Below are 23,323 nucleotides of genomic sequence, written 5' to 3' on the forward strand. Positions count from 1 at the left end.
CGGGGACGGACTGGTCGGGTGCTGGCGGTCACGCACACAGCCGTTTCACCTCGGCCGACAGTTCCTCCAGTGCCTGCTCGTCGCCCGCGCCATCGAGCGCGCGCACGATGAGGTCGGCGACGGCGTTCATCGCCGTCTCGTCGAACCCCCGGGCGGCCAGGCTCGTCGTTCCGAACCGAACGCCGCTCGCGTCCGAGGGGTATCGCGGATCGCCGGGGACGGACGCCTTGTTGGCGATGATCCCGGCCGCCTCCAGCGCCGTCTCCGCCTCGCTTCCCGGGAGGTCCCCGTGGGAGTCCCGGAGGTCGACGAGCACGATGTGGGTGTCCGTGCCGTCGGTCACGACGTCGATTCCTCGATCCGAGAGGGCGTCGGCGAGTGCCCGCGCGTCGCCGATGGTCCGGTCGACGTACTCGTCGAAGTCGTCGTCGAGTGCCTCCGCGAACCCGGCCGCCTTCCCGGCGATGTTCGGCATCGCCGCCCCGCCCTGAAGCCCGGGGAACAGCGCCTCGTCGACCGCCTCGGCGTACTCCTCGTCACACATGATGATCCCCCCGCGACCGGTCTTGATCGTCTTGTACGTCGATCCCGTACAGAACTCGGCGACACCGACCGGCGACGGGAACGCCCCCGTCGCGATGAGCCCCGAGACGTGGGCGATGTCGGCCAGGTGGTACGCGTCGACCGTCTCCGCGATTTCCTGGAACCGTTCCCAATCGATCGTCCGTGGATACGACGAATATCCGGAGACGATCATGTCGGGATCGACGTCGTCGGCTCGACGGGCGATGGCGTCGTAGTCGAGACGCCCCGACGCCGGATCGAGTTCGTAGTGTGCCGTCTCGTAGAGATCACCGCTGACGTGGAGGTCGGCGCCGTGGGTGATATGTCCCCCATCCCGAGGGTGCAGCGTGAGAATCGTATCCCCGGGATCGAGGGCGGCGAGGTAGACCGCCAGGTTCGCCAGCGACCCGCTGTGTGGCTGCACGTTGACGTGCTCGGCCCCCCACAGCTCCTCCGCGTACGCTATCGCCAACGACTCCACGTCGTCGATGTTCTCCGATCCCGGATACAGCCGCGAATCGGGATACCCGAGCGCGTTCCGGTTCGTGAGGATACTGCCCTGTGCCTCCCGGACGGCGGGGCTCGCGACGTTCTCCGACGCGATCATCATGAGACTCTCCTCTTGCAATCGCGCCTCTGATTCGATCGCCTCGGCCACGGCTCTCGCCGCAGTCTCGACTTGTTCGTGCTGCATCTCACTCTGAGGTTCACTCGGGCTGATATAAACGTTTGGATCACGGTGATCGGTGTTCGATGCGTCGGCGAGTATATAAGCGTCCATCGGAGAGACATTTTTATCACCCCGCCGGCCGACCAACCGTCACATGACCGCCGACGGAAACGTCCTGCAGACCACGACCCGTTCGTTGGAGATCCTCGAGGTCATCAACGCCCACGATAGCGTTCGTGCGGACACCCTCGTGGACGCGCTCGGGATTTCGCGGAGTGCCGTACACAACCACCTGACCACGCTCCGGGAACACGAGTACGTCGTCAAGAAGGGCGATCGGTATTACCTCGGGTTGAAACTGTATCACCTGGGTGAACAGGCCAAAACACGGCGACTCTCCTACGAGGTCATCGGCGACAACGTCGCCCGGATCGCGAACGAGATAGATATGGAAGTGGATTTCTCGGTCGAGGAGTACGGACGGGTCGTGGTCATCTTCGACGAGGTCGGACACAGGAACCGTAGCGGCTTCCAGCTCGGCCGGTACGTGCCGATTCACGCGTGCGCATCCGGGAAGGCGATTCTCGCGGCCTACCCGGCCGAACGGGTCGCCTCGGTCCTCGACAGGCGTGGCCTCCCCCCGGTCACCGACAACACCATCGTCGACCGCGAGGCACTGCTCGACGACGTCCAGGCCAGCCGGGAGCGAGGGTACGCCATAAACGACGAGGAGAGCAACAGCGGTATCAAATCCGTCGGGACGGCGATCAGGGAACCGGACGGGACCGTCGCCGGCGGCCTCTCGATCGCCGGACCCACGTACAACTATCCGCCGTACGACCAGATCGCGGAGACACTGCTCTCCGCCGCCGACGAGATCGAACGGGAGATCGAAACGCGGTGGCAGCGGGCGTTCCAACAGCCGGACCGAGGCGACGACGGATCGTAAGGGGTGTTCCAGCCATGCTGGACGTTCTTGTATAGTAGCGTTTGGAACTGTTTGCACACCTGATCGCCAGACTGCGTGCGATCAGGTGTGCGATGACTTACAAAGGCTACTATAGTATCGACCGGTCGCTCCCTGGCGTCGGCCACGTCGCGACCCGCGACATCACGACCCCTGCCCGGATCCTCTCGACGGGATGGTGAGAATAACACACGTATTCGTGTTATTATCTCGGAGATGGGCGGGATTCCGCCGTGGTTCCGGCCGGAGGCGACGCTCGCTCCGCCGGTCCGTCCCGCGCGAGCGACTCGGCGGGCGGCGTCAGACACGCCGGATCGGCCGCGTTTCCGGCGCCGGTGTGTCCGCTGTCGGGTCGTGAACGCCGACCGCTCGTCCCGTCGACCGGCATCATCGCCTCGACGCCGGTGCGGACCGTTCGACGCTGTCCTCCGTCGACGTCGCGACCCTCGTCCCCACGTCGCCACTCTGCTCACGGACGCCCACGCTTATGCGCCTCCGTCCGTAACCGTCGAGCGCATGACCGCAGACGGTGACACGCCCCGGACGAAAGGTGGCGGCGAGCACGTTTACGACGCGCTCGTGGACGCCGGCATCGAACTCCTCGTCGGGTTGCCGGGTACGCAGACGCTCCCGCTCGACCGCGTCGTCGCGGAGCGCACGGGGATGGAGTACCTGATGGCCCGCCACGAGACCGCCATCCCGCACGTCGCCTGGGGGTACTACGAGACGACCGGCACGCCCGCGGCCACACTCACCGTTCCGGGCCCTGGCGACACGAACGCGATGCACGGGCTGAAGAACGCCTACGACGACCGTGTCCCGATCGTCCACGTCTCGGCCGACGCCGACCCCGCCGATCGGGGACAGGGAGCGATTCACGAGATCGAACCCGACACGTACGACAACGTCGTGAAGGCGAACGTGAACGTCGCTCGACCGGCCGAACTCACGGAGGCGGTCACGCGGGCGATCGAGATCGCACTGAGCGAGCCCCGCGGCCCGGTCCGCCTGGGCGTGCCGAGCAGCGTACTGGCGGCGAGGTTCGCGGCGAATCCCGTGACGGTCTCGCCCGAGACGGTCGACCACGACAACGCCCGAAACTACGACGCGGCGATCGAGGAACTGGCCGCGGCCGAACGCCCCGTCGTGTACGTCGGGGCAGGAGCGCGACGGTCGTCCCACGACTGCCGCGTGACGAGGGATCTCGTGGCCGAACTCGACGCGCCGGTCGTGGCATCGTACAAGGGCAAGGGCGTCTTCCCGGAGGACGATCCCCGGTTCGTGGGAGTGACTGCACAACACCTCCCCGCGGGTGCGAAGCGCGTACTCGCCGCCGCGGACGTGGTGCTCGCACTCGGGACGAACTTCGATGGAGTCACCACGGCGAACTGGACGCTGCCGATGGGCGAGACGCTCGTTCAGGTGACCCGTGACGTCGACGACATCGACGCCGGCTACGGGGCCGACGTCGCCATCGTCGAACGCGTGGGACGGGCAGGGGAGTCGGTACTCGACGGACTGCGGGCGACGGATCGAAGCCGGGGGTGGGACGGCGCGGCGATCGGTCGCCGCGTCCGGGCGGAGTTCTCCGCTCACCTCGACGACGAGGGACTGCTCGACGACGCCCCCGTCACGACGCCCGGCGGACTTCGGACGGTCCGCGAGGCGCTCCCGCGGGACGCCATCGTCACCACGGACGTCGGCGGCTTTCGCCTCTGGTCGAAACAGGTGTTCCGGGCGTACGGCCGGGGAACCTACGTCACCGCCGGTTCCTGGGCCGGAATGGGCGTCGGCCTCCCGGCCGCCCTCGGTGCGAAGGTGTCCCATCCGGATCGCCCCGTCGTCGCCCTCCACGGGGACGGCGGACTGATGATGTGTCTCTCGGAACTGCACACCGCCGTGGAACACGGCCTCGACGTGGTGGTCGTGGTCTTTAACGACGCCGACTACGGCATCATCAGCAAGTCCCCGAAGATCGACGAGTACACCGAGGGTCACCGGTTCGACTGGACGTCCCCCGACTTCGTGGCCATCGCGGGCGGGTTCGGGTGCCGCGGGATCGAGGTCGACTCCCGGAGCGCCCTCCGAACGGCGGTCGAGGAGGGGATGAACGCCGACGTGCCGACGCTCGTCGACGTCCGCGTGCCGGCCGACGAGCCGTCGGTGGTCGAAGCCACCGCGTACGAGTCGTCGATCGACCTCGGGTAATCCGCCGCCTCGCTGCGGACCGCACCGGGAGTCACCACCGGTCGGCGCTCGCCGCTCTCGGCTCCGGCCGACGGGGCGGAATCTCGCCAACATATACGAATACCGTCATACATCGAGATATGATATTTTTTGTCGTCGCCGCACACGACGTCGGGGCGCCGACTCGTCCCGCGCGGACCCGATGGACTCCACACGTCGACCGATCGGGGCGATCCGCCGGTCGGTGGGGCTCCCCGACGTAGTCCCGCCGTTCGCCGTTCCTCCCGCGGTTCTCGTGCGGATCTGGACGGTCCTTTGCCCGGCGGCGACGCCGAGTCACCCCACTCGACGTTCGGCGACGCGGGCGTCGAGAGGGTCGCGTTCCCGTTCCGACGTCTCGGCGGCGGCGATCGATTACCATCGTCTCGATCCGTCGACGAACGGGTGTCAGCACGGGTACTGGCGGCCCGCGTCCGGTTCTCGGGTCCGCTCCGTCACTCGTGCGGTTCGGGGGATCTCGAAAATCAATAGAAATGAATATATGGTAAATAGTCGGAACTACTATATGTCGCGTTTCGGGCGCCGACGGGAGCAGTGGCCGCTCGGCCGTCGGGCCGGAGGTTCGACCGTCCGCGCGGACCCGGTACCGTTCGACGCGGTGGCGGCTCCCGGGCCGGCGGGCGGATCGGCGGTCGGGTCAGTTCGTCGTCAGCCGTGGCTGGATGACGGAGACGAAGGCGTCGAGGTCGCGGGTCTGGTACCAGGCGGTTCCGGGACCGGTGAACTCGAAGACCAGTCCCTCGCCGCCCAGCAGCGAGGACTTCAGGCCGCCGACGCTCCGCGTCCCGAAGTCGATCGTGTCGTCCCACGCGATCAGGTGTTCGTTGTCGAGGACGTAGGACTCACCCGCGTCGAGGTCGAGGCGTTCGAGGCCGCCGTAGGCGTCGAGGAAGGTGGTGCCCGTCCCCTTCAGCGCGAGCGGCGTCAGGCTGGCCTCGCCGAGCATCGACTTGAGGCCGCCGAGTTCGCTGTCGATGTCGACCCCGGGCGTGGCCGCGAGGAAGGCCCCGTCCGTGGCGTACAGCGTCTCGTCGTCGAGTTCGTGTTGCAGCACGTCGCCCGGCGACGAGGGGGCGAGCGTCACCGTCCCCGGGCCGCCCTCGGCGACGAACTCGTTGGCGAAGATGGACTCGCCGCCGAGCATGGACTTCGCGGAACTCAACAGGCCATCGCGGCTGGTCGAGGTTTCGACCGAGACGGTCGGGGAGTGGCCCACCATCGCCCCCGGTTCGGCGACGATGGACTCGCCGTCGGCGAGTTCGACGGTCAGGTGTGTGTACGACGGTCGGTGGGAGAAGTCTGCCTTCATGGAGGGTTCCCCACGTGGACGAGCGGGGGAGACGATCATAACTCTTGTCCAGCGTCTCGGAGCGTGCAGCCGCGCCGCGGATCGTCGGAGGTTTATCCCTGCCGCCCGTGGCCCCGACGTATGCCACAGGTCACGATCGAAGCCGTCGAGACCGTCGGCGAGCGAACCGTCGCGCTGGAACTGGAGACGCCCGACGGGTTCGACGCCGAACCCGGCCAGTTCCTGTTGATCCGCGCGACGGTCGACGGGGTGGAGGAGACCGGCTACTACACCATCTCCTCGCCCGATACCGACGGGACGATGGAGGTGACCGTGGAGTACGTCCCCGAGGGGACCCTCGCCCCGTGGCTCGCCGAGCGGCGGCCGGGCGATACGATCGAAGTCGAGGGCCCCTTCGGCGACGTGCGCTACACCGGCGAGGGATCGGTGGTGATCCTCGCCGAGGGGCCGGGGATCGGGCCGGCCGTCGGCATCGCCGAGCGCGCCCGTGCGACCGATCACGACGCGACGGTCGTCTTCTGGGGCCGGGACCCGCCCCACCGCGACCGCCTCGACGCCCTCGAAACCGACGGGGCGACGGTCCTCCTCGTCGAGTCGCTGGACGAGGCGGCGGACACGCTCGCCGCCGCCGGGGACGCGACGGTGTACGTCTTCGGCTTCGAATCGTTCGTCCGGGACGCGAAGACGGTCGCCGGGGCTGCCGGGGTCGACACTCTGCGGGCGGAGAGTTTCGGGTCGCGGTAGCCTACGCGTCCGCGATGTCGTTGAGCACCTCTGGGTTCTCGATGCTGCTCATGTCGCCGAGTTCCTCGCCGCGATAGACGCCCTCGATGGCCCGGCGGATGATCTTTCCGCTCTGGGTCTTGGGGAAGGCGTCGACGAACAACACTTCACGGGGTCGGAACGGCTTGCCCAGTTCCTCGCCGACGGTGCGTCGGATCGCCTCGCGCAGGTCGTCGCTCTCCTCCTCGCCCGCTTCGAGGACGACATAGAGGACCACGGCCGTTCCCGTCGTGTCGTCGTCGGCGCCGATGGCGGCGGCCTGGTTGACGGCGTCGTGTTCCATCGCGGCCCCCTCGACCTCGGCAGGGCCGACCTTTCGACCCGCGACGTTGAGGGCGTCGTCCGCGCGGCCGTGCAGGAACCAGAAGCCGTCCTCGTCTTTCTGCGCCCAGTCGCCGTGGTCCCAGAGGTCCGGCCAACTGCTCCAGTACTCCGCAAGGTATCGCTCGTCGCCACTCCACAGCGACTTCGTCATGCTCGGACAGGAATCACGCGCCACGAGGAACCCCCGCTCGTGTGTATTCGCTATCGACTCCCCATCCCGATCGACGATGTCGATGTCCATCCCGAGCCCCGGCCCGCCGAGGGTGCAGGGCTTGAGCGAGTTGATGGGCATGGGCATGAGGAAACACCCCATGATCTCGGTGCCGCCCGAGATGTTGACGATCGGCGTGTCGCCGCCGCCGACCGCCTCGTAGAACCAGAGCCACGACTCGGGGTCCCAGGGCTCGCCGGTCGATCCCAGTACGCGGAGCGTGGAGAGGTCGTGGTCGTCGACCCACTCGTCGCCCCGCTTCCGGAGCGCCCGAATGGCGGTCGGCGAGATGCCGAACTGCGTGAGGCCGTGGTCGTCGATCATCCGCCAGAAGCGGTCCGGTTCGGGGTGGTCCGGTGCACCCTCGTACATGAACACCGTCCCGCCGTGGGCGTGAGTGCCCATGAGCATCCACGGTCCCATCATCCAGCCGATGTCGCTGACCCAGAAAAAGCGGTCGGACGGCTTCAGATCCATCCCGAAGTAGACCTCCTTGGCCGCCTGTAAGAGCGCGCCGGCGTGGGTGTGAACGATCCCTTTCGGCTTTCCGGTCGTTCCCGAGGAGTACAGCAGCATCGACTCCTGGTTGGCGTCCAGGGACTCCGTCTCGTAGTCGTCGCTGGCCTCGCCGACCGCCGCCGTCCAGCGCTCGTCGCGCGTCTCGTCCCACGGAATCTCCCCATCGCCGACCAGCCCGAGGCGGTCGTAGACGACCGTGTGATCGACCTGACCTGCCTCCGCGATGGCCTCGTCGGCGGTCCCCTTCAGCGTCACGTGCTCGCCGCGGCGGTAGAAGCCGTCGCCGGTGAACAGGACGGTCGGTTCGGCGTCGGCGATTCGCGTCGCCGTCGCGTCGACGCCGAACCCGGAGAAGACTGGCACCGCGATCGCGCCGACCTTGAAACAGCCATAGAGGATGGCGACGACCTCCGGAACCATGGGCATGTAGAGAGCGACGGTGTCGCCAGTCCCGACGCCTCGTGACTCCAGATAGTTGGCGACGCGGTTGGCCTCCCGGTGGAGTTCGTGGTACGTGACCTCCCGGACGTCGCCGGGTTCGCCCTCCCAGATGCAGGCCACCTTGTTTCGGGGTTCGGCGTCCGGGGCGGCGTGTCGGTCGAGGACGTTGTGGGCGGCGTTGATCCGAGCCCCGGGAAACCACTCCGTAAACTGCGGCCCCTCGGCGTCGTTCCGGATCGCGTCGTACCCCTCGTCGAACTCGATGTCGAGATAGTCGACGAGTGCGTCCCAGAACCAGTCGACGCCGGAACGCGGCTCACCCGGGACCGTGGAGGTGGTCCGCTCGATCAACTCGTCGTAGTCGTCGATGTCGTACGTCTGCATGAACTCCCAGACGTTCGTCGATTCGACGAACTCGCGGGAGGGGTGATGAACCACCGCGTCCGTTCGCTTCTCACGCTCCGGAGCCATGCTCCGAACTCTACCACGAGACGGTAATATAATTTCGTGTCCAACAGTGACCTGTCGGCGCCGTCGCCTCACTCGCCGAAGGCGTCGGCGGTGAAGCCGTCGTCCACGGTCAGCACGCTTCCAGTCGTGTAACTTGCTGCGTCGCTCGCGAGGTAGATCGCGGCGCCGACGACCTCCTCCGGGTCGGCCATGCGGCCGTGGACCGTCCGCCGGGCAATCTCGCGGTACCGGTCGGTGTCCTCGTCGTAGGCACCCTCCGTCTGTTCCGAGCGCACGAAGCCGGGTTTGATCGCGTTGACCCGGATCTCTGGACCGAGTTCCTTCGCTGCGACCCGTGTGAAGGAGTCGATGCCGCCCTTCGCCGTCGTGTAGGGGACGAGATCCGGGATCGCCAGCCGATTCGAGATGGAGGAGATGTTGAGGATCGACCCCTCGTCCATCCGCTCGGCGAACTGCTGTGTCGCGCGATAGGTGCCGTCGAGTTGCACGTCGAATACATGCTGCCAGTCTTCCTCGGTCCCGTCGGACAGGGCCGTGCGCGAGATGGTGCTCTGGGAGTTGACGAGTACGTCCACGCCGCCGAGGCCGTCGACGACGGTCTCCCGGAGGGCCGCGATGCTCTCGCGATCGGTCACGTCGCTCGTCACCTCGACCGTCTCGGCGCCGAGATCCCGCAGTTCCGCCGCGGTGTCCGCGACCGCCGCTTCGGTCCGACTCGTCGCCACCACGTCCGCGCCGTCGGCCGCAAACCCCCGCGCGAGCGCGCGACCGATCCCGCTCGTTCCGCCGATCACGACTGCTCGTTTCCCCTCGACCGTCACGGGTGTGTGTTCGTAGGCCACGGCCCACCGGTTGGGAGTCGACGACTTAGCCGTTGCCCCCATCGTCCCAACTCGGTGCGGGCGATTGCGACACGACCACGAGCGGTGGACCACGGATCGTCGGTGACGCGAACTTTCACGAACACTGTAACCGATTAAGATATACTTCGAAGGTGATATATCGACTGGGACCGACCCCCATCCGTCGTCCCCGGTCGTCGACGTGCCCGAACGAGACACCGAATCCCGCCGACACCGCCGAAACGACGCTCCGGACGGATCTTCGACCGCCGGGCCGCCGACGCGGACGATCGGAACTGGATACGGTTGGACGGATCGTGACTAGACGCGGTCGACTGGGTGTGTTGTCGATACGATCCGCTATCGTCACGGCCGCCACCCGGGGCGTGATCGGGAGGACGATTGTCGTCTTCTGAACCTATCGGATTCAAATATATCACTCGAAAGTGTTAGGTTGGTCGTCGATCGTCGCCACTGGGAGGACCTCGGCGGTACCGGGGCGTCGTTCCGCCCGTTACCGTGCCGAACCGAACGACCGTGCTGACCCACCACACATATGATGGCTCCGTGCGTCGCCTCCGCCTATGCGGGAATTCGACAAGACCATCGTCTCCTGTGCGGTGACCGGAGCGATCCACACGCCGACCATGTCCCCTCACCTGCCGATCACAGCCCGGGAGATCGCCGACGAGGCGATCGCTGCCGCCGAGGCCGGGGCGAGCATCGTCCACGTTCACGTCCGCGACGAGGAGACGGGCGAACCCGTCACCGACCTCGACCTGTTTCGCGAGGTCGCGGAGAGGATCGCGGCCAACTGCGACGCCATCGTGCAGCCGACGACCGGCGGGGCGCCGACCATGGCGCCCGAGGAACGCATCCAGGTCGTCCCCGAACTCGAACCCGAGATGGCCTCCTGTAACATGGGCTCGATCAACTTCGGGCTCTACCAGTTGCTGGACAAGTACGACGAGTTCGAGTACGACTGGGAGGCGGCGTATCTCGACGGAACCCGGGATCTCGTCTTCCAGAACACCTTCGAGGACCTGGAGACGATCCTCCCGGTCTTCGAGGACCACGGCACCAAGCCGGAACTCGAAGTGTACGACGTGGGCCATCTCTACAACGCCAAACACCTGGTCGATCGGGGGCTGTTGGAGACGCCCCTTCACATCCAACTCGTCATGGGCATCCACGGAGGTATCGGCGCGAGCGCGAAGAACCTGAACCACCTCGTCGACGTGGCGGAGGACCTGTTCGGCGACGACTTCTCCGTCTCCGTCATCGGCGCCGGTCGCAACGAGTTCCCCCTCGGGACGCAGGCGGTCTCGATGGGCGGACACGCCCGTGTGGGCCTGGAGGACAACCTCTATCTCGAACGCGGTCGTCTGGCCGAGAGCAACGCCGAGATGGTCGAAAAGATGGTTCGTCTGACCCGCGAGATCGCGGGACGGGAGATCGCCACGCCGGCCGAGACGCGGGAGCTCCTCGGACTGAAGGGACAGTCCGGGACGAACTTCTGAGTCCGAGCGTTCGCCCGTCCGCCGGCGGCGGTCAGTGCTGTCCGTAGCTCTCGAACATCGACCGCAACCGATCGACCTCCTCGTCGGGCAGGACGATCGGATCGCCGACGCTGATCGCCTGGTAGTGGATCCGCGCGCAGTACTCGACCATCATCGACACTTCGAGGGCCGCCTCGGCGGTTTCGCCGACCGCGATGGTACCGTGGTTCTGGAGCAGACAGGCGTCGTAGTCCGTCCCCATCGTCTCGGCGGCGAGGTCCCCGAGTTCCTCGCTCCCCGGTTTCTCGTAGCCCGCGACGGGCACTCGATCGCCGGCGAAGGCGACGAGATAGTGAGAGGCCGGGATCGGGTCCCCGAGGGACGCGAAGGTGCTGGCGTACGGGGAGTGGGTGTGGACGATGCCGCCGACGTCCTCACGCCGGCGGTAGATCGTCGCGTGCATCGGCGTCTCGCTCGACGCGTCGAGGTCGCCCGCAACCCGGTCGCCGTCGAGTGTCACCAGCGGGACCCGCTCCGGTGTGACGTCCTCGTAGGGGACACCGGAGGGGCTGATGGCGACCGTCTCGCCGTCCGTACACCGTTGACTCACGTTGCCGCCCGTTCCCTTGGTCAGCCCCTGTTCGAGCATCGCCCGCCCGAGGTCGCTGACCGTCCGTCGGTCCGTGCCGTACTGTAGCTCGTCAGTCATTGTGTGTTCGTCGTCTCGTCTGGTCCGTCTCCCGCGCGATCCGTCAGTCGCGGCGTGGCCGTCACAGTCGCCTTTCGACGGCCCCCGTGGTGAGTTCTTCGACGTGAGCGGCCGGTCGAAACCGCCGGTCCGGCCCGACGACGACAGGGCGGGACCGTGCGTCGGCACCGTACGAAAACCCTTAGTACGGTTCCTCGGGTAGGCGGAGCCATGCTCTGGGAGAATACCGATCATTCCGCGAGCGAGGCGACGCTCCAGTACACGATGGAGCCGAAAGAGTTCGAGAACCGGTTTCTCCCGTACGACGTGCTGACGAACCTCGCGCACGTGACGATGCTCCATCGGCAGGGCTTTCTCACCGACGACGAACTCGGGGACCTCCGGACGGCGCTCACCGACCTCTACCACGAGGCCGACGAGGTCGAAGGAGAGGACGTCCACACGTTCGTCGAGGAACGAGTTACCGAACGGACGCCGGCGGGCAAGAAGATGCATCTCGCCCGGTCGCGCAACGACCAGATATTCGTCGACACGCGGCTGTTCATGAAAGACGCGACCATCGACCTCGCGACCCGCATCCTCGAGTTCGTCGACGCACTCGATACGTTCGCGGCCGAGAAGAACATGCTGATCCCGGGATACACCCACCAGCAACAGGCGATGCCGTCCTCGACGGGGCTGTGGGCGTCGAGCTACGCCGACGCGCTCGTCGACGACCTGAAGTCGCTCCGGGCGACCTACCGCGTCGTCGACGCCAACCCCCTCGGCGCCGCCGCGTCCTACGGCACGAGCCTCGATATCGACCGGGACCTGACGACGGAACTACTGGGGTTCTCCCAGAAACAGCACAACCCGATCTACTGCTCGAACCGCGGCAAACAGGAACTCCAACTGCTCCAGACGCTGGATCTGGTGATGCTCGACGTCCAGAAGTTGGCCGAGGACCTCATCAACTTCTCAGAGGACCAGCAGTTTTTCGAGTTGCCGGACGACTACTGCACGGGCAGCAGTATCATGCCCCAGAAACGCAATCCGGACATCCTGGAACTGGCACGCGCGAAGGCGGAGGAGGTGTCGGCGGGCAAGGAGACGATCCGGCGGATCATCGGCAAACTCCCGAGTGGCTACAACCGGGACAGCCAGCAGACGAAAAAGCACCTGATCGAAGGGATCGATACGGTTCGGGCCACCGTCGACATCCTCACGCCGTTGATCGGGGCGCTCGAACTCTCCGAGGAGTTCACCGTCGACGAGGGCATCTTCGCCGCCTACACCGCCAACCGGAAAGTCCAAGACGGGATGGCGTTCCGCGACGCCTACCACGAGGTCAAAGCGAGCGAGGAGTACGAGGTCCACGACGACGTGGCCGAGCCGGTCCGCCAACCGCTCGGCGACCTGCGGGAGTTCTGGCGCGCCGAGCGGGAGTCGTTCGACGGGATGTCCGAGCGCCTCCTGTCCGGGGACGTCGCCTGATCCGAGGAGTTACCACCCTCGGGTCGGCCGCCTCACAGGGTGTGTTCGTCGTCGGACTCGTTGCGGATGGCGGGGTCCTGCTGGTCGTCGACGACCTGCGTGAACAGGTCCTCGTCGGCCGCCTGATTCGGCGAGTCGTCGGTCGTGTACGCCGACACGCCGAGCGAGAGCAGTTCCTCCACGGCCTGATCGCGGTTGATGAACTCCCCCTCTTCGACGAGTTGTCTGATCTCGATATCCACGTCGTCCGGCAACGAAATTTCGGCGGAAGGCATATGCTCCACTCAGGCGTTCCTCTATGTTAAAAACCTGGTTTCGACGGGGGTGACGTGGCCGTCACCCGGTCGCCACGGTCGGCCGAGCCGGCGGAGCCGAACACGTTCGGGCCCGAAGCGAGGGACGAGCGCGTCGTAGGGGCGGGTATGTCAACGGTGCCCGCCGACGTCGATACGGACCGGCAGCCGCCGCTCGCGATCCCACTGTGGCACTTCGTGATCGCTCTGGCCTTCCTGCTCGTCGGCACTGGGGTCGGCCTCGGCGACGCGCTCGGTCTCGTTCCCGGCCTCGCCCGTCTCGCTCACCTCCACCTGTTGCTCGTCGGGTTCGTCTGTCTCACCATCGCCGGCGCGATGACGCAGTTCGTCCCGGTGTGGTCCGGGACGGCCCTCCACTCCCGCCGGCTGGCGCGCGCCCAACTGTGGCTCGTCGGCGGCGGCCTCCTGGGTCTGGCCGCCGGCTTCCTGAGCAACCGACTGGCGGTGCTCCCTCCGGCCGGCGCGCTCGTGCTCCTGGGGTTCTGGACCCTCGCGTACAACGTCGGCCGGACGCTCGCGGCGGCGCGTCCGCTCGACGTGACCGAGCGCCACTTCGCCGTGGCACTCGGTTGCTTCGTCGCCCTGACGCCGCTCGGTCTCCTGCTCGCGACTGGCTTCGTCTCGCCCGTGTTCGACTCCCTCCCGGTCACCCGTGGCGGGGTCGTGGGGGCTCACGCCACGCTCGCCGTCTTCGGTGCCGTCCTCACGACCGTCTTCGGGGCGCTGTACCAGCTCGTCCCGATGTTCGGCCAGACGGAACTGGACGGACTCGACCGCCGTCTCCAACGGGTAGAGACCGTGGCGTATCCGGTCAGCGTCGTTCTGCTCGCGCTCGCCCGTCTCGTCGGCTCGGCACCGCTGGCCCGCGTCGGCGCCGTGCTCCTCCTTACGAGCGTCCTCGCTTTCATCCTCGTCCTCGCCCGCCTGCTCGCCGACGCGCGGGCGGCCCGGACCCCGATGCTGGTTCGGTACGCGCTCCTCGTGCCCACCGCGCTGGCGTGGGCGGCACTCACCGTTCCGGCGTGGCTCCGCGCCCCGCTCGACGCGACGACCCGTCTCGGCGCCCCCGATGCCGGCCACCTGCTCGCGCTAACGCTCCTGTTCGTCCTCGTCGGGACGCTCTATCACGTCGTTCCCTTCCTCGTCTGGGTCCACCGCTACAGCGACCGACTCGGCTTCGAGGACGTGCCGATGATCGACGACCTCTACGACGGTCGGCTGGCGAGGGCCGACCTGTATCTCGTCGCGGGCGGGGGCGCCCTCCTCGTCGCGGGCGACCTGTTCGCACGCCCGGGTCTCGTCGTCGTCGGCGGCGGCGCACTCGGCCTCGGACTCGTCACCGTCGCGGCGAACCTATCGCTCGTCATCTGGCGACACGCGCCGGGGTTGTCGGGTCGTGGACCCGCATTCGGGTCGACACGCGGCGAGTGAACCGGCGTCAGAACGGGGTCGACGGCCTGTCGGTCCCGACGCCGTCGGCGCCGGTCGTCCGGACGTCCCCCTCGTCGTCGGGGACCGATCCCGCATTGCGGTACGACGCCTCCAACTCGGCGAGTCGGCCGTTGATTCGGTCGCTCGCCTCGTGCATGGGGGCGACCCGAACGCGGACGAGATCGAACTCGTGGGACGGGCCGACCGCCTCGGCGTTCCACGCCCGGAACGACGCCGTCGCCAGCGTATCGCTTTGCGGACAGAACTCGGTCGTCGGCGTGAACTCCGCCCGCAGGACCGACGGCTCGTCGGCGTCGACGGCGTAGCGGTAGCCCGCGTCGGGATGTCGAGTATCGAGGTTCAGCCGCGCGAGGTTGTAGCCGAAGGTGACGTCGTAGACGGTGCGTTCCTCGAACTGCTCGCGCGTCAGCCGGTGGAACGCGGCATGCTCGCGGCCAGTCAGGACGGCGTGCCCGTCGAGGAACCGGCCCGGTTCGGGCAGGTTCGCCGGCCGGAACGCGTCGTAGTCGTCGAAGTCGTCGCTATCGCTCGACCAGGGACGGGGGACGAGGGGCATGGGTGAACGGAGGGCGTCCCGATACCTACCCCTCGTCCCGAACATCTTCGTCCGGGAGGAACAGTCGTCCGACCGCCTCGGTCGCGACCGGCGAATCCGCGTCGCCGTCGACGGCCTCGCGGGCCGGCGCGAGGACGTCCGCGACGATCCGGCCGGCCATCGACGCCACGATCCGTCGCTGGGCCGGCGAGAGGTCGTCGAGTCGCGCCAGGGCCGTCGCGAGTTCCCGTTCGGCGACGGCGACGCCGCGGTCACGGAGGTGGGAATCGAGACGGGTCCCGGCGTTCCTGTCGGTGACCTCCGCCTCCGCGGCCGAGGCCGGCTCTCCGGTCGGTGACGTGAGTTGTGAGGACATGGTTCAAACGCGGGAGCGCGGCTCCTGACCCTCGGGGAGCGGTCCGTCGTACCCCTCCGGCACGTACGCACACAGGGGGTCGCTCGCGAGCGGATCGCCGGTCTGGGCGTAGGCCCGCGAGCGACTCCCGCCACAGACGCCGCGGTACCCGCAGGCGCCACACTTCCCGCGGAGGGCGTCCGGATCGCGGAGATCGGTGAACAGGTCGGCCTCCCGGTAGCAGTCCACGAGGCTCGTCTCGCGGACGTTCCCGGCCGCCTCGGGGAGAAATCCCGAGGGGTACACGTCGCCGACGTGGCTGACGAAGGCGAACCCGTCGCCGGCGGTGATGCCGACCCGGCGGCCGATGGTGTCGGCCGCGTCGCCGTCGGTCCCGTCGCCGTCGGTCCGGCGCTGCAGCGCGACCCGTCGGTAGTGGGGTGCCTCGGTGGTCTTGATCCCGAAGTCGGCCGCCGCCTCGACGTCGGCCAACCACTCCACCACCCGCTCGGCGCGCGTCGGCGAGATGGAGTCGAGGACGGCGCCACGGCCGATGGGGACGAGAAAGAAGACGGACCACAGCACGGCCCCGAGGTCCGCGACCAGGTCGCGGATCGCCGGGAGTTGGTCGACCGTCTCCGCACAGACGGTCGTGTTGATCTGGAGGGGGAGGTCGGCGTCGCGGGCGGCCCGCGCGGCCCGGATGGTGGCGTCGAAGCTTCCGGGCTCGCCCCGAAACTCGTCGTGGGCGGCCCGCGATCCCCCGTCGACGCTCACCGCGAGTCGACGGGCGCCAGCGTCGGTGAGGGCCTCGACCCGCTCCGGCGTCAGCGACGTCGTCCCGCTCGGCGTGAGCGTCATCAGGAGGCCCCGGTCCGCGCCGTACGCCACGAGGTCGAGGGTGTCGTCGCGGGCGAGCGGGTCGCCCCCCGAGAGCACGACGAGTTGGTTCTCGCCGAAGCGGCGCGCCTCGTCGAGGAGCGCCTTCCCCTCAGCGGTGGTGAGTTCGTCCGGGTGGCGCTCGGGTTGGGCGTCCGCCCGACAGTGCTTGCACGTGAGTTCACACGCCCGCGTGAGTTCCCACACGAGGACGAACGGCCGTCGGTCGGTGTCGACCGCGTTCGGGTGCACTGGCAGTCACTCCTCCACGTGGACCCGTGTGACGTGGCCGCCACAGCCACACTGGTCGACGTACTCCACGTCCACCCCGTCGAAGGCCTCCCGCAGTTCCGCGTAGAGATACGTCGAGGGATGGCCGTGGTCGCCGTGGGTGACGAGGTTGACGTGGTTCCCGGACGTGGTGTGTTCGACGGCGGCGAGTGCCTCCCCGACCATCATGTCTCTGTCGGCGGCGTGTTCGGGACCCTCCAGGTTCGCCGACCACGACGTCTCGTGGGCCGTCTCGGTGCTCGTCTCGGCGTCGTCGTGTGTCGTCATGGTCGTCGGTTGTCGACGCTCCTCCCAAAGCGGTTGCCCGAACAGGTTCGGGAGTGCGTCACTCGCCGAGCGTTTCGAGGTAGTCGAACTGGGCGTCGAGTTCGCGGCGCCGCTGTCGGCTGACGACCGTACTGTCGAGCAGATCACCGACGAGTGACACGTCGAGCGCGAAGTCGGTGGTCGCCTCGACGCGGACGGTGGTCGCGTCGATCGACTCCAACCGGTAGACGGTACGCATCGATTCGAACATCCCGTCGCGCTGCTCGTAGGCGAGGACGGCGTCGTCGAGGTCAAGGATCCCCAGGGTCAACTGGAGTTCGGCGATGCCCACCCGATTGGTGAGACGGATCTCGTCGCCCTCGACGATCACCTCGTCGAAGCCGGCGGCACGCATGAACGGTCCGACGTCCGTGATCGCGTCCCGAACCGTCGATTCCGGCGCCGTGACCGTCCGTGAGACGGAGACTGTCGCCATGGTCGTCGTCCTCCTGCCAGTCACATGAACCCCGGGTACGGTGATCTCCGTGTCGAACCTGTTCGGGGAAAGTGCCTCGACCACCGACCCGTAACGGGGAGGTATGTCAGGCGTCGAAACGCTACTGACCGAGACGGACGCACCGCCGACAGCCAGTCCCGAGGTGTGTGACGTGCGCGAGCTGCCCCCGCCGGAGCCGCTGAAACTGACACTGGAGACGCTAGCCGAGATGGACAGCGACGGCGTCTTCGTCCAGGTGAACGACCGGGTCCCACAGCATCTCTTCCCCCGGCTCGACGACCGGGGGTTCGCGTACGACACCGTCGAGCGCGACGACCGCGTCGTGACGGCCGTCTGGGTGGAGTGACGGCCGTCCGCTCGACCGGACCCGTGGATTTTTACCGACCGACCGCTACCTCCCGAGTAATGAAAGAATCCCTGATGGAGATCCTCTGTGACCCGCTGGACAAGAGTGATCTCGAACTCGAGGTCGACGAGCGCGACGGCGAGGAGATCGTCGAAGGACGCCTCATCGGGACCGTCACGGGCGAGGTATACCCGATCGAGGACGGCATCCCCAATCTGCTGCCGCCGGACATGCGCGACGACTGAGACAGGCCGTCGCCGACGGCGGCGATGCCGACACCCGGTACTGACGCCCGACGGGCCGCGGTCGGGCCGGTCGGCGTCCACGACTTATTTAATCGGCGGCCGCGAACCACGCGTCGATGGATCTCGGCTCGCGGGACGCGTTCGAGCGAATGGGCACGCTCGGCATCGAAGAGGAGTTCTACATCGTCGACGAGGCGGGGCGGCCGACCGCCGGGATCGACGATCTGGTCTACGGGAGCGACCCGCCGGACCCGCTGATCGACCGCCTCGATCACGAACTCTTCCAGTTCACGATCGAGACACAGACGCCGTTGATCGAACGGCCGTCCGACGCGGCCGGCGCGCTGTCGACAGTTCGCGAGGCACTGACCGATCACGCCGCCGACCACGGCTATCGGATCGCGGCGGCCGGCCTCCACCCGACGGCGAAGTGGCGGGAACTCGACCACGCGACCAAGGAACGATACCGCGCCCAACTCGATCGGATTCAGTACCCCCAGCACCGCAACACGACGGCCGGACTCCACGTCCACGTCGGCGTCGACGACGCCGACAAGGCGACCTGGATCGCCAACCACCTCCGGTGGTTCCTCCCCCCGATCCTCGCGCTCTCGGCCAACTCGCCGTTCTGGAACGGGTTCGACACCGGTCTCTCTTCCGCCCGCGCGAAAGTGTTCGAGAACCTCCCGAACACGGGCATCCCGACGGCGTTCGACGACTTCGACGCCTACCGGCGGTTCGAGCGGCGGATGGTCGAAACCGGGTCGATCAACGACCGCGGCGAACTCTGGTACGACGTTCGCCCGCACACGGGCCACGGCACCGTCGAGGTGCGCACGCCCGACGCGCAGGCCGATCCCGACCGCGTGCTCGCGATCGTCGAGTACGTCCACGCTCTGGTCCTCGATCTGGCCGAGCGCTACGCCGACGGCGAGACGCTCCCGACCCTCCGTCGCGAGTTCCTCGACGAGAACAAGTGGCGCGCGATGCGCTACGGCCACGACGCGTCCTTTGTCACGCGATCCGGCGAGGATACCGTCTCGCTCGGAACGTTCGTCGACCGCGAGTGTGATCGTCTCGGCGTCGACGGCATCCGTGATCTGTTCGACACGCCGAGCGGTGCCGCCGCCCAGCGACGCCGCCACCGCGAGGCGGGGGCCGACGCCCTCCGCGAGTCGCTGCTCCTGTCCTGATCGGAGCAAGCCTTTTGTTCGCCGGCTTCTGACCTTATGCAGAGAACACATGTCAGAAGAGCACGGCTCCGAGCGGCCCGACGCGGCCAACGAAACGGACGGCGAGGTATCGGCCCGAGAGCGACTGGAGGCCGAGGCGGACCGTGCGGTGACGGAGTTCGACGAGAGCGTTGTCGATCTGCTGGCGTGGGTACTGGACACCGAAACCCGGGCCCGGATCTACGTCTACCTCAGACAGCATCCCTGCTCGACGAGCGAGGAGATTGCCGAGGGGACCGGGCTCTATCCCAGTACGGTTCGCGAGGCACTGGCCCAACTCAACGAGGAAGAGACCGTCGAGCGTCACAAACGCGAGAGCGCGGGCGCCGGCAACAACCCCTACGAGTACGAGGCCATCGCGCCGAGCACGCTCGTTCGGGGCGTCGTGGGACAGGTACAGGAGCAACTGAACGCGGTGTTCAACCTCGATCGACAGTTGAACGACGACGGGGAAAGGGAGGACGACGAGGAGACCGATCCCGTCCGAATCACCGTGGAGGATACCGACGAATAGCCGGGGGTCGGACGCCGTGAGTCGACCCGTTTAAGGCTCGCCGATCCGTGGAAGCGCACATGCAGGTCGCGCTTGGTGGGACGTTCGACCCGGTTCACGACGGACACCGAGCCCTGTTCGATCGGGCGTTCGAACTGGGTGACGTGACCGTCGGTCTCACGAGCGACGGCCTCGCCGCCGAGACGCGGACGGTGCCCCGACACGTTCGCCCCTTCGAGGAGCGACGGGCGGACGTCGACGCGGAACTCGAATCCCTCGCGGCGACACACGACCGCATCTACGAGATTCGCCGGCTCGACGATGCGACCGGCATCGCCACCGAAGCCGGCTTCGACGCCATCGTCGTCTCCCCGGAGACCCGTGCGGGTGCCGAGCGCATCAACGAGATCCGCGAGTCCCGGGGGCTCGCACCCCTCCGGATCGAGATGGTCGACCACGTCCCCGCCGAGGACGGCGAGCGTATCTCTTCGACCCGTATCGTCCGCGGCGAGATCGACCGCCACGGGAACCTCACGCCCGAGCGGGCCCCCGAGACGGACTGAGAGGGAGCGTCGTAATCGTATCCCGACAGTCGCCGCCCAATCGTCGACGACGGCCGGTTCTGGCGGACGATGGGCCCTATTACCACTCCGGTGGACGGAACCCCGCGTCCGCCAACAGGTCCTTCCACTGTCGCTGGACGCTCAGTCGCGTGACGTCCATCGCCGCCGCGACCGACCCCTGCGAGCGTTCCTCGCCGGCGATCAACGCCCCGGCGTAGAGGCTGGCAGCCGCCACGGTCGGCTTCGACCGCTCCTCGCTGGGCACGTGGGAGAGAAACAGGTCGACTGCGTTCGTCCGCGCCTCGCCACCGAGATCGAGACCGTCGGCCGCCCGCGTCAAGCGAGCCACCCACTCCTCGTTGTCGACGCGGTCCCGCGCTCGATACATGGGCGGTCCTACGCCGGCCGCACACTTAAACTCTCGAGCGGAACGACAGCTACTTACCCCGGTCGGTGGCAAGTCCGTGGTGCGCGCGGGTAGCCAAGCCAGGAAAAGGCGCAGCGCTTAGGACGCTGTCCCGTAGGGGTCCGCCGGTTCGAATCCGGTCCCGCGCAGTGAGGAGCGAAGCGACGAACGAGCAGGCACGGATTTGAACCAGGGAACGGAGCGAATCGGAGTGACCGTGGTTCGAATCCGGTCCCGCCCATGAGCGAACGCAGTGAGCGAAGAGCAGGCACGGATTTGTGGTAGACCGAGGTTCTGCGCCGAAGGTGCAGGTTCTCGGGCGTGGTTCGAATCCGGTCCCGCCCATGAGCGAACACGTCCGCAGCGGGTCGAATCCACCCCCGCCCAACGGAACGCCGGCGGACATCGATCGGCGTCGTCTCGGACGAGAGTCCGGAGTCGATCCCCGGTCGGCAAAAGAGTCAACTTCGTTCGACCGCTCGATTCCGTATGACTCGTCCAGTTGCACCCCGTCGAACGGCCGTGCGGAACGGTCGCCCGCGACGTCGTTCCGTGCGGGGCGGCTCCGGATGACGACTCCGAGCGTAGAGGCCCTCGTCTTCGACGTGTTCGGCACGGTCGTGGATTGGCGGAGTGGCGTCGTCCGCGACGGGAGGCGGATCGGGGACTCGAAGGATCTCACCGTCGACTGGGCGGCGTTTGCCGACGCCTGGCGTGAGGCGTACGACCCCTCGCTGGATCGCGTCCGCCGAGGAGAGACGCCCTGGCGAAACCTCGACGCACTCCACCGGGAGTCGCTCGACGGGTTGCTCGACCGGTTCGGGATCGAGGGGCTGACCGAACGGGAGATCACTCACCTCAACCGCGTCTGGCACCGCCTCGACCCCTGGCCGGATGCGATCCCCGGCCTGCGACGGCTCGAGGCACAGTACGTGATCGCCCCGCTCTCGAACGGTCACGTGCGGCTGCTCACGAACATGGCCAAACGGGCGGGGATCCCCTGGGATCTGATCCTCTCGGCGGAACTCGCGGGGCACTACAAGCCGGACGAGGAGGTGTACCTGACCGCGGCGGACCTCCTGGATCTCGACGTCGACGACGTCATGATGGTCGCGGCACACGAGGGTGACCTCGAGGCGAGTCGCGACGTCGGCTTCCACACGGCGTACGTCCATCGACCGCAGGAGTGGGGGGGCGACGGGGCCGATAGCGCCGAGAAACCCGACGAGTCCGCATACGACCTCGTGGTCGACGACTTCGCGGACCTCGCGGACCGTCTCGACGCCCCGCCGCTGGCCTGACGAGGGAGGGTCACCCGGCCGACAGCACGTGTCACCCGCCGGCTCACCGCCGCGGACGCCGGACGTGTCGCCCCGTCCCAGCCGACGTCGGGGGAAACGATCACGCCGACGCGGGCCGCTCCCGCGGAGGCGGGTTCCGTGGCCTCTTGATCCGGGACCGTCCGTCAGGTCCGAGACCGGCGGACGATCCAGCACTGGTATTTTTTGTGATGTGTGTCGAATCGACCGGACGTGTCGAACACGTGGATCGAGGCGGCGATAAACGGGCGCTGGGGGAAGGAGCGACAGCCCGGATCGCCGACCACCGTCGAGGAGTGTATCGAACAGGGCGTCGCGTGTGCCGAGGCCGGCGCAGCGATCGTTCACGTCCACGCCTTCGATCCCGCCGCGGACGAGGAGGACGACGACGCCGACGTCTACGCCCGAATCATCGAGGGGATCCAGGACCGGGTGGATGCGGTGGTCTACCCCACCACTCCGTCGACTGGGATCGGGGTCGACCCGACGGTCTCCGCGGAGGAGCGGTTCGCCAACCACGACGAACTCGGCCGGCGAGGGCTCCTAGAGTGGTCGGTCGTCGACCCCGGCAGCATCAATTCGACGACGTACGAGGCCGTCGCTCGCGACGAACCGGGCGACCTCTACCTAAATCCCGAAGAACACATCCGGAAGGGGCTCGAAGTAGCGGGGCGCCACGGAGCGTCGCCCTCGTACGCCGTCTACGAACCGGGATTCATCCGACTCGGTGCAGCGCTGGCCGACCGGTTCGACGGCATCGGACAACCGGTCTATCGGTTCATGTTCACCGAGGACTTCACGTTCAACTATCCGCCGGAACCGTACGCGCTGACCAGTCTCCGACGACTGCTGGCCGACGAAGCCGGAGACGCCCCCTGGATGATTTCGGGACTCGGCGTCGATATCACGCCGCTAGTCTCCGAGGCGGTCGAACACGGCGGCCACGTCCGCGTCGGTTTGGAGGACGCCCCGTTGGGAACGGAGAAGACCAACGTCGAGTGGGTGACACACGCGAAACGCGAGATCGAAGCGGCCGGCGGGACGGTCGCGACCCCCGACGACGTCCGGTCCGAACTCTCGTGACGGGACCGCCCCCGGCGA

Annotated in this window: 25 protein-coding genes and 1 tRNA gene; 14 read left to right on the forward strand and 12 right to left on the reverse strand. The window is 67.5% G+C overall.

Features of this window, described 5'->3' with window-relative positions; genetic code table 11:
• Nucleotides 1-28 precede the first annotated feature (28 nt).
• Entirely contained in the window at nucleotides 29-1,258 is a 1,230-nt protein-coding gene (locus NBT82_RS07325) for a serine hydroxymethyltransferase (protein ID WP_251330889.1), read from the reverse strand.
• A gap of 130 nt (nucleotides 1,259-1,388) precedes the next feature.
• On the opposite strand from NBT82_RS07325, the gene NBT82_RS07330 reads away from it, so the two are divergent.
• The gene (locus tag NBT82_RS07330; protein ID WP_251330890.1) at nucleotides 1,389-2,183 is read left to right on the forward strand and encodes an IclR family transcriptional regulator; all 795 of its coding nucleotides are present in this window, start codon (nucleotides 1,389-1,391) and stop codon (nucleotides 2,181-2,183) included.
• A gap of 534 nt (nucleotides 2,184-2,717) precedes the next feature.
• On the forward strand, nucleotides 2,718-4,409 hold the full coding sequence (locus tag NBT82_RS07335) for a thiamine pyrophosphate-binding protein (protein ID WP_251330891.1): 1,692 nt from the start codon (nucleotides 2,718-2,720) through the stop codon (nucleotides 4,407-4,409).
• A 676-nt stretch (nucleotides 4,410-5,085) separates the two neighbouring features.
• On the opposite strand, the gene NBT82_RS07340 is transcribed toward NBT82_RS07335, so the two are convergent.
• The gene (locus tag NBT82_RS07340) at nucleotides 5,086-5,757 is read right to left on the reverse strand and encodes a TIGR00266 family protein (protein WP_251330892.1); all 672 of its coding nucleotides are present in this window, start codon (nucleotides 5,755-5,757) and stop codon (nucleotides 5,086-5,088) included.
• 120 nt (nucleotides 5,758-5,877) lie between these two features.
• On the opposite strand from NBT82_RS07340, the gene NBT82_RS07345 reads away from it, so the two are divergent.
• On the forward strand, nucleotides 5,878-6,501 hold the full coding sequence (locus NBT82_RS07345) for a ferredoxin--NADP reductase (RefSeq protein WP_251330893.1): 624 nt from the start codon (nucleotides 5,878-5,880) through the stop codon (nucleotides 6,499-6,501).
• Between the two features lies 1 nt (nucleotide 6,502).
• On the opposite strand, the gene NBT82_RS07350 is transcribed toward NBT82_RS07345, so the two are convergent.
• Nucleotides 6,503-8,506, reverse strand: coding sequence for an AMP-binding protein (locus NBT82_RS07350; protein ID WP_251330894.1), 2,004 nt, complete (start codon nucleotides 8,504-8,506; stop codon nucleotides 6,503-6,505).
• Between the two features lie 68 nt (nucleotides 8,507-8,574).
• Nucleotides 8,575-9,348 (reverse strand): SDR family NAD(P)-dependent oxidoreductase, encoded by a 774-nt coding sequence (locus NBT82_RS07355; protein WP_251330895.1) that lies wholly within the window; start codon nucleotides 9,346-9,348, stop codon nucleotides 8,575-8,577.
• A 584-nt stretch (nucleotides 9,349-9,932) separates the two neighbouring features.
• On the opposite strand from NBT82_RS07355, the gene kce reads away from it, so the two are divergent.
• On the forward strand, nucleotides 9,933-10,868 hold the full coding sequence (gene kce, locus NBT82_RS07360) for a 3,5-dioxohexanoate:acetyl-CoA acetone transferase (protein WP_251330896.1): 936 nt from the start codon (nucleotides 9,933-9,935) through the stop codon (nucleotides 10,866-10,868).
• A 31-nt stretch (nucleotides 10,869-10,899) separates the two neighbouring features.
• Here the strand turns inward: kce and NBT82_RS07365 are convergent, their stop codons facing one another.
• Nucleotides 10,900-11,556, reverse strand: coding sequence for a class II aldolase/adducin family protein (locus tag NBT82_RS07365; RefSeq protein WP_251330897.1), 657 nt, complete (start codon nucleotides 11,554-11,556; stop codon nucleotides 10,900-10,902).
• Nucleotides 11,557-11,766: 210 nt separating this feature from the next.
• Here NBT82_RS07365 and argH point away from each other — a divergent pair, with 210 nt between their 5' ends.
• Nucleotides 11,767-13,029 (forward strand): argininosuccinate lyase, encoded by a 1,263-nt coding sequence (gene argH / locus NBT82_RS07370; protein ID WP_251330898.1) that lies wholly within the window; start codon nucleotides 11,767-11,769, stop codon nucleotides 13,027-13,029.
• A 32-nt stretch (nucleotides 13,030-13,061) separates the two neighbouring features.
• Here argH and NBT82_RS07375 read toward each other — a convergent pair whose 3' ends face one another.
• Nucleotides 13,062-13,304 (reverse strand): DUF7120 family protein, encoded by a 243-nt coding sequence (locus NBT82_RS07375; RefSeq protein WP_251330899.1) that lies wholly within the window; start codon nucleotides 13,302-13,304, stop codon nucleotides 13,062-13,064.
• Between the two features lie 147 nt (nucleotides 13,305-13,451).
• Here NBT82_RS07375 and NBT82_RS07380 point away from each other — a divergent pair, with 147 nt between their 5' ends.
• Nucleotides 13,452-14,774, forward strand: a complete 1,323-nt coding sequence (locus NBT82_RS07380; protein ID WP_251330900.1) for a hypothetical protein — start codon at nucleotides 13,452-13,454, stop codon at nucleotides 14,772-14,774.
• A 7-nt stretch (nucleotides 14,775-14,781) separates the two neighbouring features.
• Here NBT82_RS07380 and NBT82_RS07385 read toward each other — a convergent pair whose 3' ends face one another.
• Genes NBT82_RS07385 through NBT82_RS07405 form a run of 5 tightly spaced genes read right to left on the reverse strand, consistent with a single transcriptional unit; the run spans nucleotide 14,782 to nucleotide 17,597 of the window.
• Complete coding sequence (locus NBT82_RS07385) at nucleotides 14,782-15,351, reverse strand: DUF7998 family protein (protein WP_251330901.1); 570 nt, start codon at nucleotides 15,349-15,351, stop codon at nucleotides 14,782-14,784.
• A gap of 25 nt (nucleotides 15,352-15,376) precedes the next feature.
• Nucleotides 15,377-15,706 carry a hypothetical protein gene (locus tag NBT82_RS07390; protein ID WP_251330902.1) on the reverse strand — a complete coding sequence of 110 codons (330 nt, stop codon included), beginning with the start codon at nucleotides 15,704-15,706 and terminating at the stop codon, nucleotides 15,377-15,379.
• 3 nt (nucleotides 15,707-15,709) lie between these two features.
• Complete coding sequence (locus NBT82_RS07395; RefSeq protein ID WP_251330903.1) at nucleotides 15,710-16,816, reverse strand: TIGR04053 family radical SAM/SPASM domain-containing protein; 1,107 nt, start codon at nucleotides 16,814-16,816, stop codon at nucleotides 15,710-15,712.
• Nucleotides 16,817-16,822: 6 nt separating this feature from the next.
• A complete protein-coding gene (locus tag NBT82_RS07400) occupies nucleotides 16,823-17,122 on the reverse strand; it encodes a CGCGG family putative rSAM-modified RiPP protein (RefSeq protein ID WP_251330904.1) in 300 nt (99 codons plus the stop codon).
• 58 nt (nucleotides 17,123-17,180) lie between these two features.
• Complete coding sequence (locus tag NBT82_RS07405) at nucleotides 17,181-17,597, reverse strand: SRPBCC family protein (RefSeq protein ID WP_251330905.1); 417 nt, start codon at nucleotides 17,595-17,597, stop codon at nucleotides 17,181-17,183.
• A 103-nt stretch (nucleotides 17,598-17,700) separates the two neighbouring features.
• Between NBT82_RS07405 and NBT82_RS07410 the strand changes: the two genes are divergently transcribed.
• From NBT82_RS07410 to NBT82_RS07430, 5 genes are all read left to right on the forward strand, one after another.
• Entirely contained in the window at nucleotides 17,701-17,964 is a 264-nt protein-coding gene (locus NBT82_RS07410) for a DUF2249 domain-containing protein (RefSeq protein WP_251330906.1), read from the forward strand.
• A 59-nt stretch (nucleotides 17,965-18,023) separates the two neighbouring features.
• Entirely contained in the window at nucleotides 18,024-18,209 is a 186-nt protein-coding gene (locus tag NBT82_RS07415) for a methytransferase partner Trm112 (protein ID WP_251330907.1), read from the forward strand.
• Nucleotides 18,210-18,325: 116 nt separating this feature from the next.
• Nucleotides 18,326-19,402: a glutamate--cysteine ligase gene (locus tag NBT82_RS07420; RefSeq protein ID WP_251330908.1), complete on the forward strand. Its 1,077-nt coding sequence runs from the start codon at nucleotides 18,326-18,328 to the stop codon at nucleotides 19,400-19,402.
• 49 nt (nucleotides 19,403-19,451) lie between these two features.
• A complete protein-coding gene (locus NBT82_RS07425; RefSeq protein WP_251330909.1) occupies nucleotides 19,452-19,955 on the forward strand; it encodes a winged helix-turn-helix domain-containing protein in 504 nt (167 codons plus the stop codon).
• Nucleotides 19,956-20,014: 59 nt separating this feature from the next.
• Nucleotides 20,015-20,497, forward strand: a complete 483-nt coding sequence (locus NBT82_RS07430; protein ID WP_251330910.1) for a phosphopantetheine adenylyltransferase — start codon at nucleotides 20,015-20,017, stop codon at nucleotides 20,495-20,497.
• Between the two features lie 79 nt (nucleotides 20,498-20,576).
• Here the strand turns inward: NBT82_RS07430 and NBT82_RS07435 are convergent, their stop codons facing one another.
• Entirely contained in the window at nucleotides 20,577-20,885 is a 309-nt protein-coding gene (locus NBT82_RS07435) for a cyclin family protein (RefSeq protein WP_251330911.1), read from the reverse strand.
• An 83-nt stretch (nucleotides 20,886-20,968) separates the two neighbouring features.
• Between NBT82_RS07435 and NBT82_RS07440 the strand changes: the two genes are divergently transcribed.
• The 3 genes from NBT82_RS07440 to NBT82_RS07450 all read left to right on the forward strand — a co-directional run bounded on the left by NBT82_RS07440 (nucleotide 20,969) and on the right by NBT82_RS07450 (nucleotide 23,305).
• A tRNA-Leu gene (locus tag NBT82_RS07440) sits at nucleotides 20,969-21,052 on the forward strand.
• A gap of 420 nt (nucleotides 21,053-21,472) precedes the next feature.
• The gene (locus NBT82_RS07445; protein ID WP_251330912.1) at nucleotides 21,473-22,204 is read left to right on the forward strand and encodes a haloacid dehalogenase type II; all 732 of its coding nucleotides are present in this window, start codon (nucleotides 21,473-21,475) and stop codon (nucleotides 22,202-22,204) included.
• Nucleotides 22,205-22,435: 231 nt separating this feature from the next.
• Nucleotides 22,436-23,305: a beta-keto acid cleavage family enzyme gene (locus NBT82_RS07450; RefSeq protein ID WP_251330913.1), complete on the forward strand. Its 870-nt coding sequence runs from the start codon at nucleotides 22,436-22,438 to the stop codon at nucleotides 23,303-23,305.
• Nucleotides 23,306-23,323 lie beyond the last annotated feature (18 nt).

Source organism: Haloplanus sp. HW8-1 (genome assembly GCF_023703795.1).
Lineage (GTDB): Archaea > Halobacteriota > Halobacteria > Halobacteriales > Haloferacaceae > Haloplanus > Haloplanus pelagicus.

What these genes read in the sequence shown, in the direction of transcription:
- NBT82_RS07365 (WP_251330897.1), bottom strand. Translation starts at nt 11,556, where the DNA reads ATGACTGACGAGCTACAGTACGGCACGGACCGACGGACGGTCAGCGAC.
- NBT82_RS07345 (WP_251330893.1), top strand. Translation starts at nt 5,878, where the DNA reads ATGCCACAGGTCACGATCGAAGCCGTCGAGACCGTCGGCGAGCGAACC.
- NBT82_RS07390 (WP_251330902.1), bottom strand. Translation starts at nt 15,706, where the DNA reads ATGTCCTCACAACTCACGTCACCGACCGGAGAGCCGGCCTCGGCCGCG.
- NBT82_RS07325 (WP_251330889.1), bottom strand. Translation starts at nt 1,258, where the DNA reads ATGCAGCACGAACAAGTCGAGACTGCGGCGAGAGCCGTGGCCGAGGCG.
- NBT82_RS07430 (WP_251330910.1), top strand. Translation starts at nt 20,015, where the DNA reads ATGCAGGTCGCGCTTGGTGGGACGTTCGACCCGGTTCACGACGGACAC.
- NBT82_RS07330 (WP_251330890.1), top strand. Translation starts at nt 1,389, where the DNA reads ATGACCGCCGACGGAAACGTCCTGCAGACCACGACCCGTTCGTTGGAG.
- NBT82_RS07405 (WP_251330905.1), bottom strand. Translation starts at nt 17,597, where the DNA reads ATGGCGACAGTCTCCGTCTCACGGACGGTCACGGCGCCGGAATCGACG.
- NBT82_RS07420 (WP_251330908.1), top strand. Translation starts at nt 18,326, where the DNA reads ATGGATCTCGGCTCGCGGGACGCGTTCGAGCGAATGGGCACGCTCGGC.
- kce (WP_251330896.1), top strand. Translation starts at nt 9,933, where the DNA reads ATGCGGGAATTCGACAAGACCATCGTCTCCTGTGCGGTGACCGGAGCG.
- argH (WP_251330898.1), top strand. Translation starts at nt 11,767, where the DNA reads ATGCTCTGGGAGAATACCGATCATTCCGCGAGCGAGGCGACGCTCCAG.
- NBT82_RS07435 (WP_251330911.1), bottom strand. Translation starts at nt 20,885, where the DNA reads ATGTATCGAGCGCGGGACCGCGTCGACAACGAGGAGTGGGTGGCTCGC.
- NBT82_RS07350 (WP_251330894.1), bottom strand. Translation starts at nt 8,506, where the DNA reads ATGGCTCCGGAGCGTGAGAAGCGAACGGACGCGGTGGTTCATCACCCC.
- NBT82_RS07380 (WP_251330900.1), top strand. Translation starts at nt 13,452, where the DNA reads ATGTCAACGGTGCCCGCCGACGTCGATACGGACCGGCAGCCGCCGCTC.
- NBT82_RS07340 (WP_251330892.1), bottom strand. Translation starts at nt 5,757, where the DNA reads ATGAAGGCAGACTTCTCCCACCGACCGTCGTACACACACCTGACCGTC.
- NBT82_RS07335 (WP_251330891.1), top strand. Translation starts at nt 2,718, where the DNA reads ATGACCGCAGACGGTGACACGCCCCGGACGAAAGGTGGCGGCGAGCAC.
- NBT82_RS07375 (WP_251330899.1), bottom strand. Translation starts at nt 13,304, where the DNA reads ATGCCTTCCGCCGAAATTTCGTTGCCGGACGACGTGGATATCGAGATC.
- NBT82_RS07415 (WP_251330907.1), top strand. Translation starts at nt 18,024, where the DNA reads ATGAAAGAATCCCTGATGGAGATCCTCTGTGACCCGCTGGACAAGAGT.
- NBT82_RS07400 (WP_251330904.1), bottom strand. Translation starts at nt 17,122, where the DNA reads ATGACGACACACGACGACGCCGAGACGAGCACCGAGACGGCCCACGAG.
- NBT82_RS07425 (WP_251330909.1), top strand. Translation starts at nt 19,452, where the DNA reads ATGTCAGAAGAGCACGGCTCCGAGCGGCCCGACGCGGCCAACGAAACG.
- NBT82_RS07410 (WP_251330906.1), top strand. Translation starts at nt 17,701, where the DNA reads ATGTCAGGCGTCGAAACGCTACTGACCGAGACGGACGCACCGCCGACA.
- NBT82_RS07445 (WP_251330912.1), top strand. Translation starts at nt 21,473, where the DNA reads ATGACGACTCCGAGCGTAGAGGCCCTCGTCTTCGACGTGTTCGGCACG.
- NBT82_RS07385 (WP_251330901.1), bottom strand. Translation starts at nt 15,351, where the DNA reads ATGCCCCTCGTCCCCCGTCCCTGGTCGAGCGATAGCGACGACTTCGAC.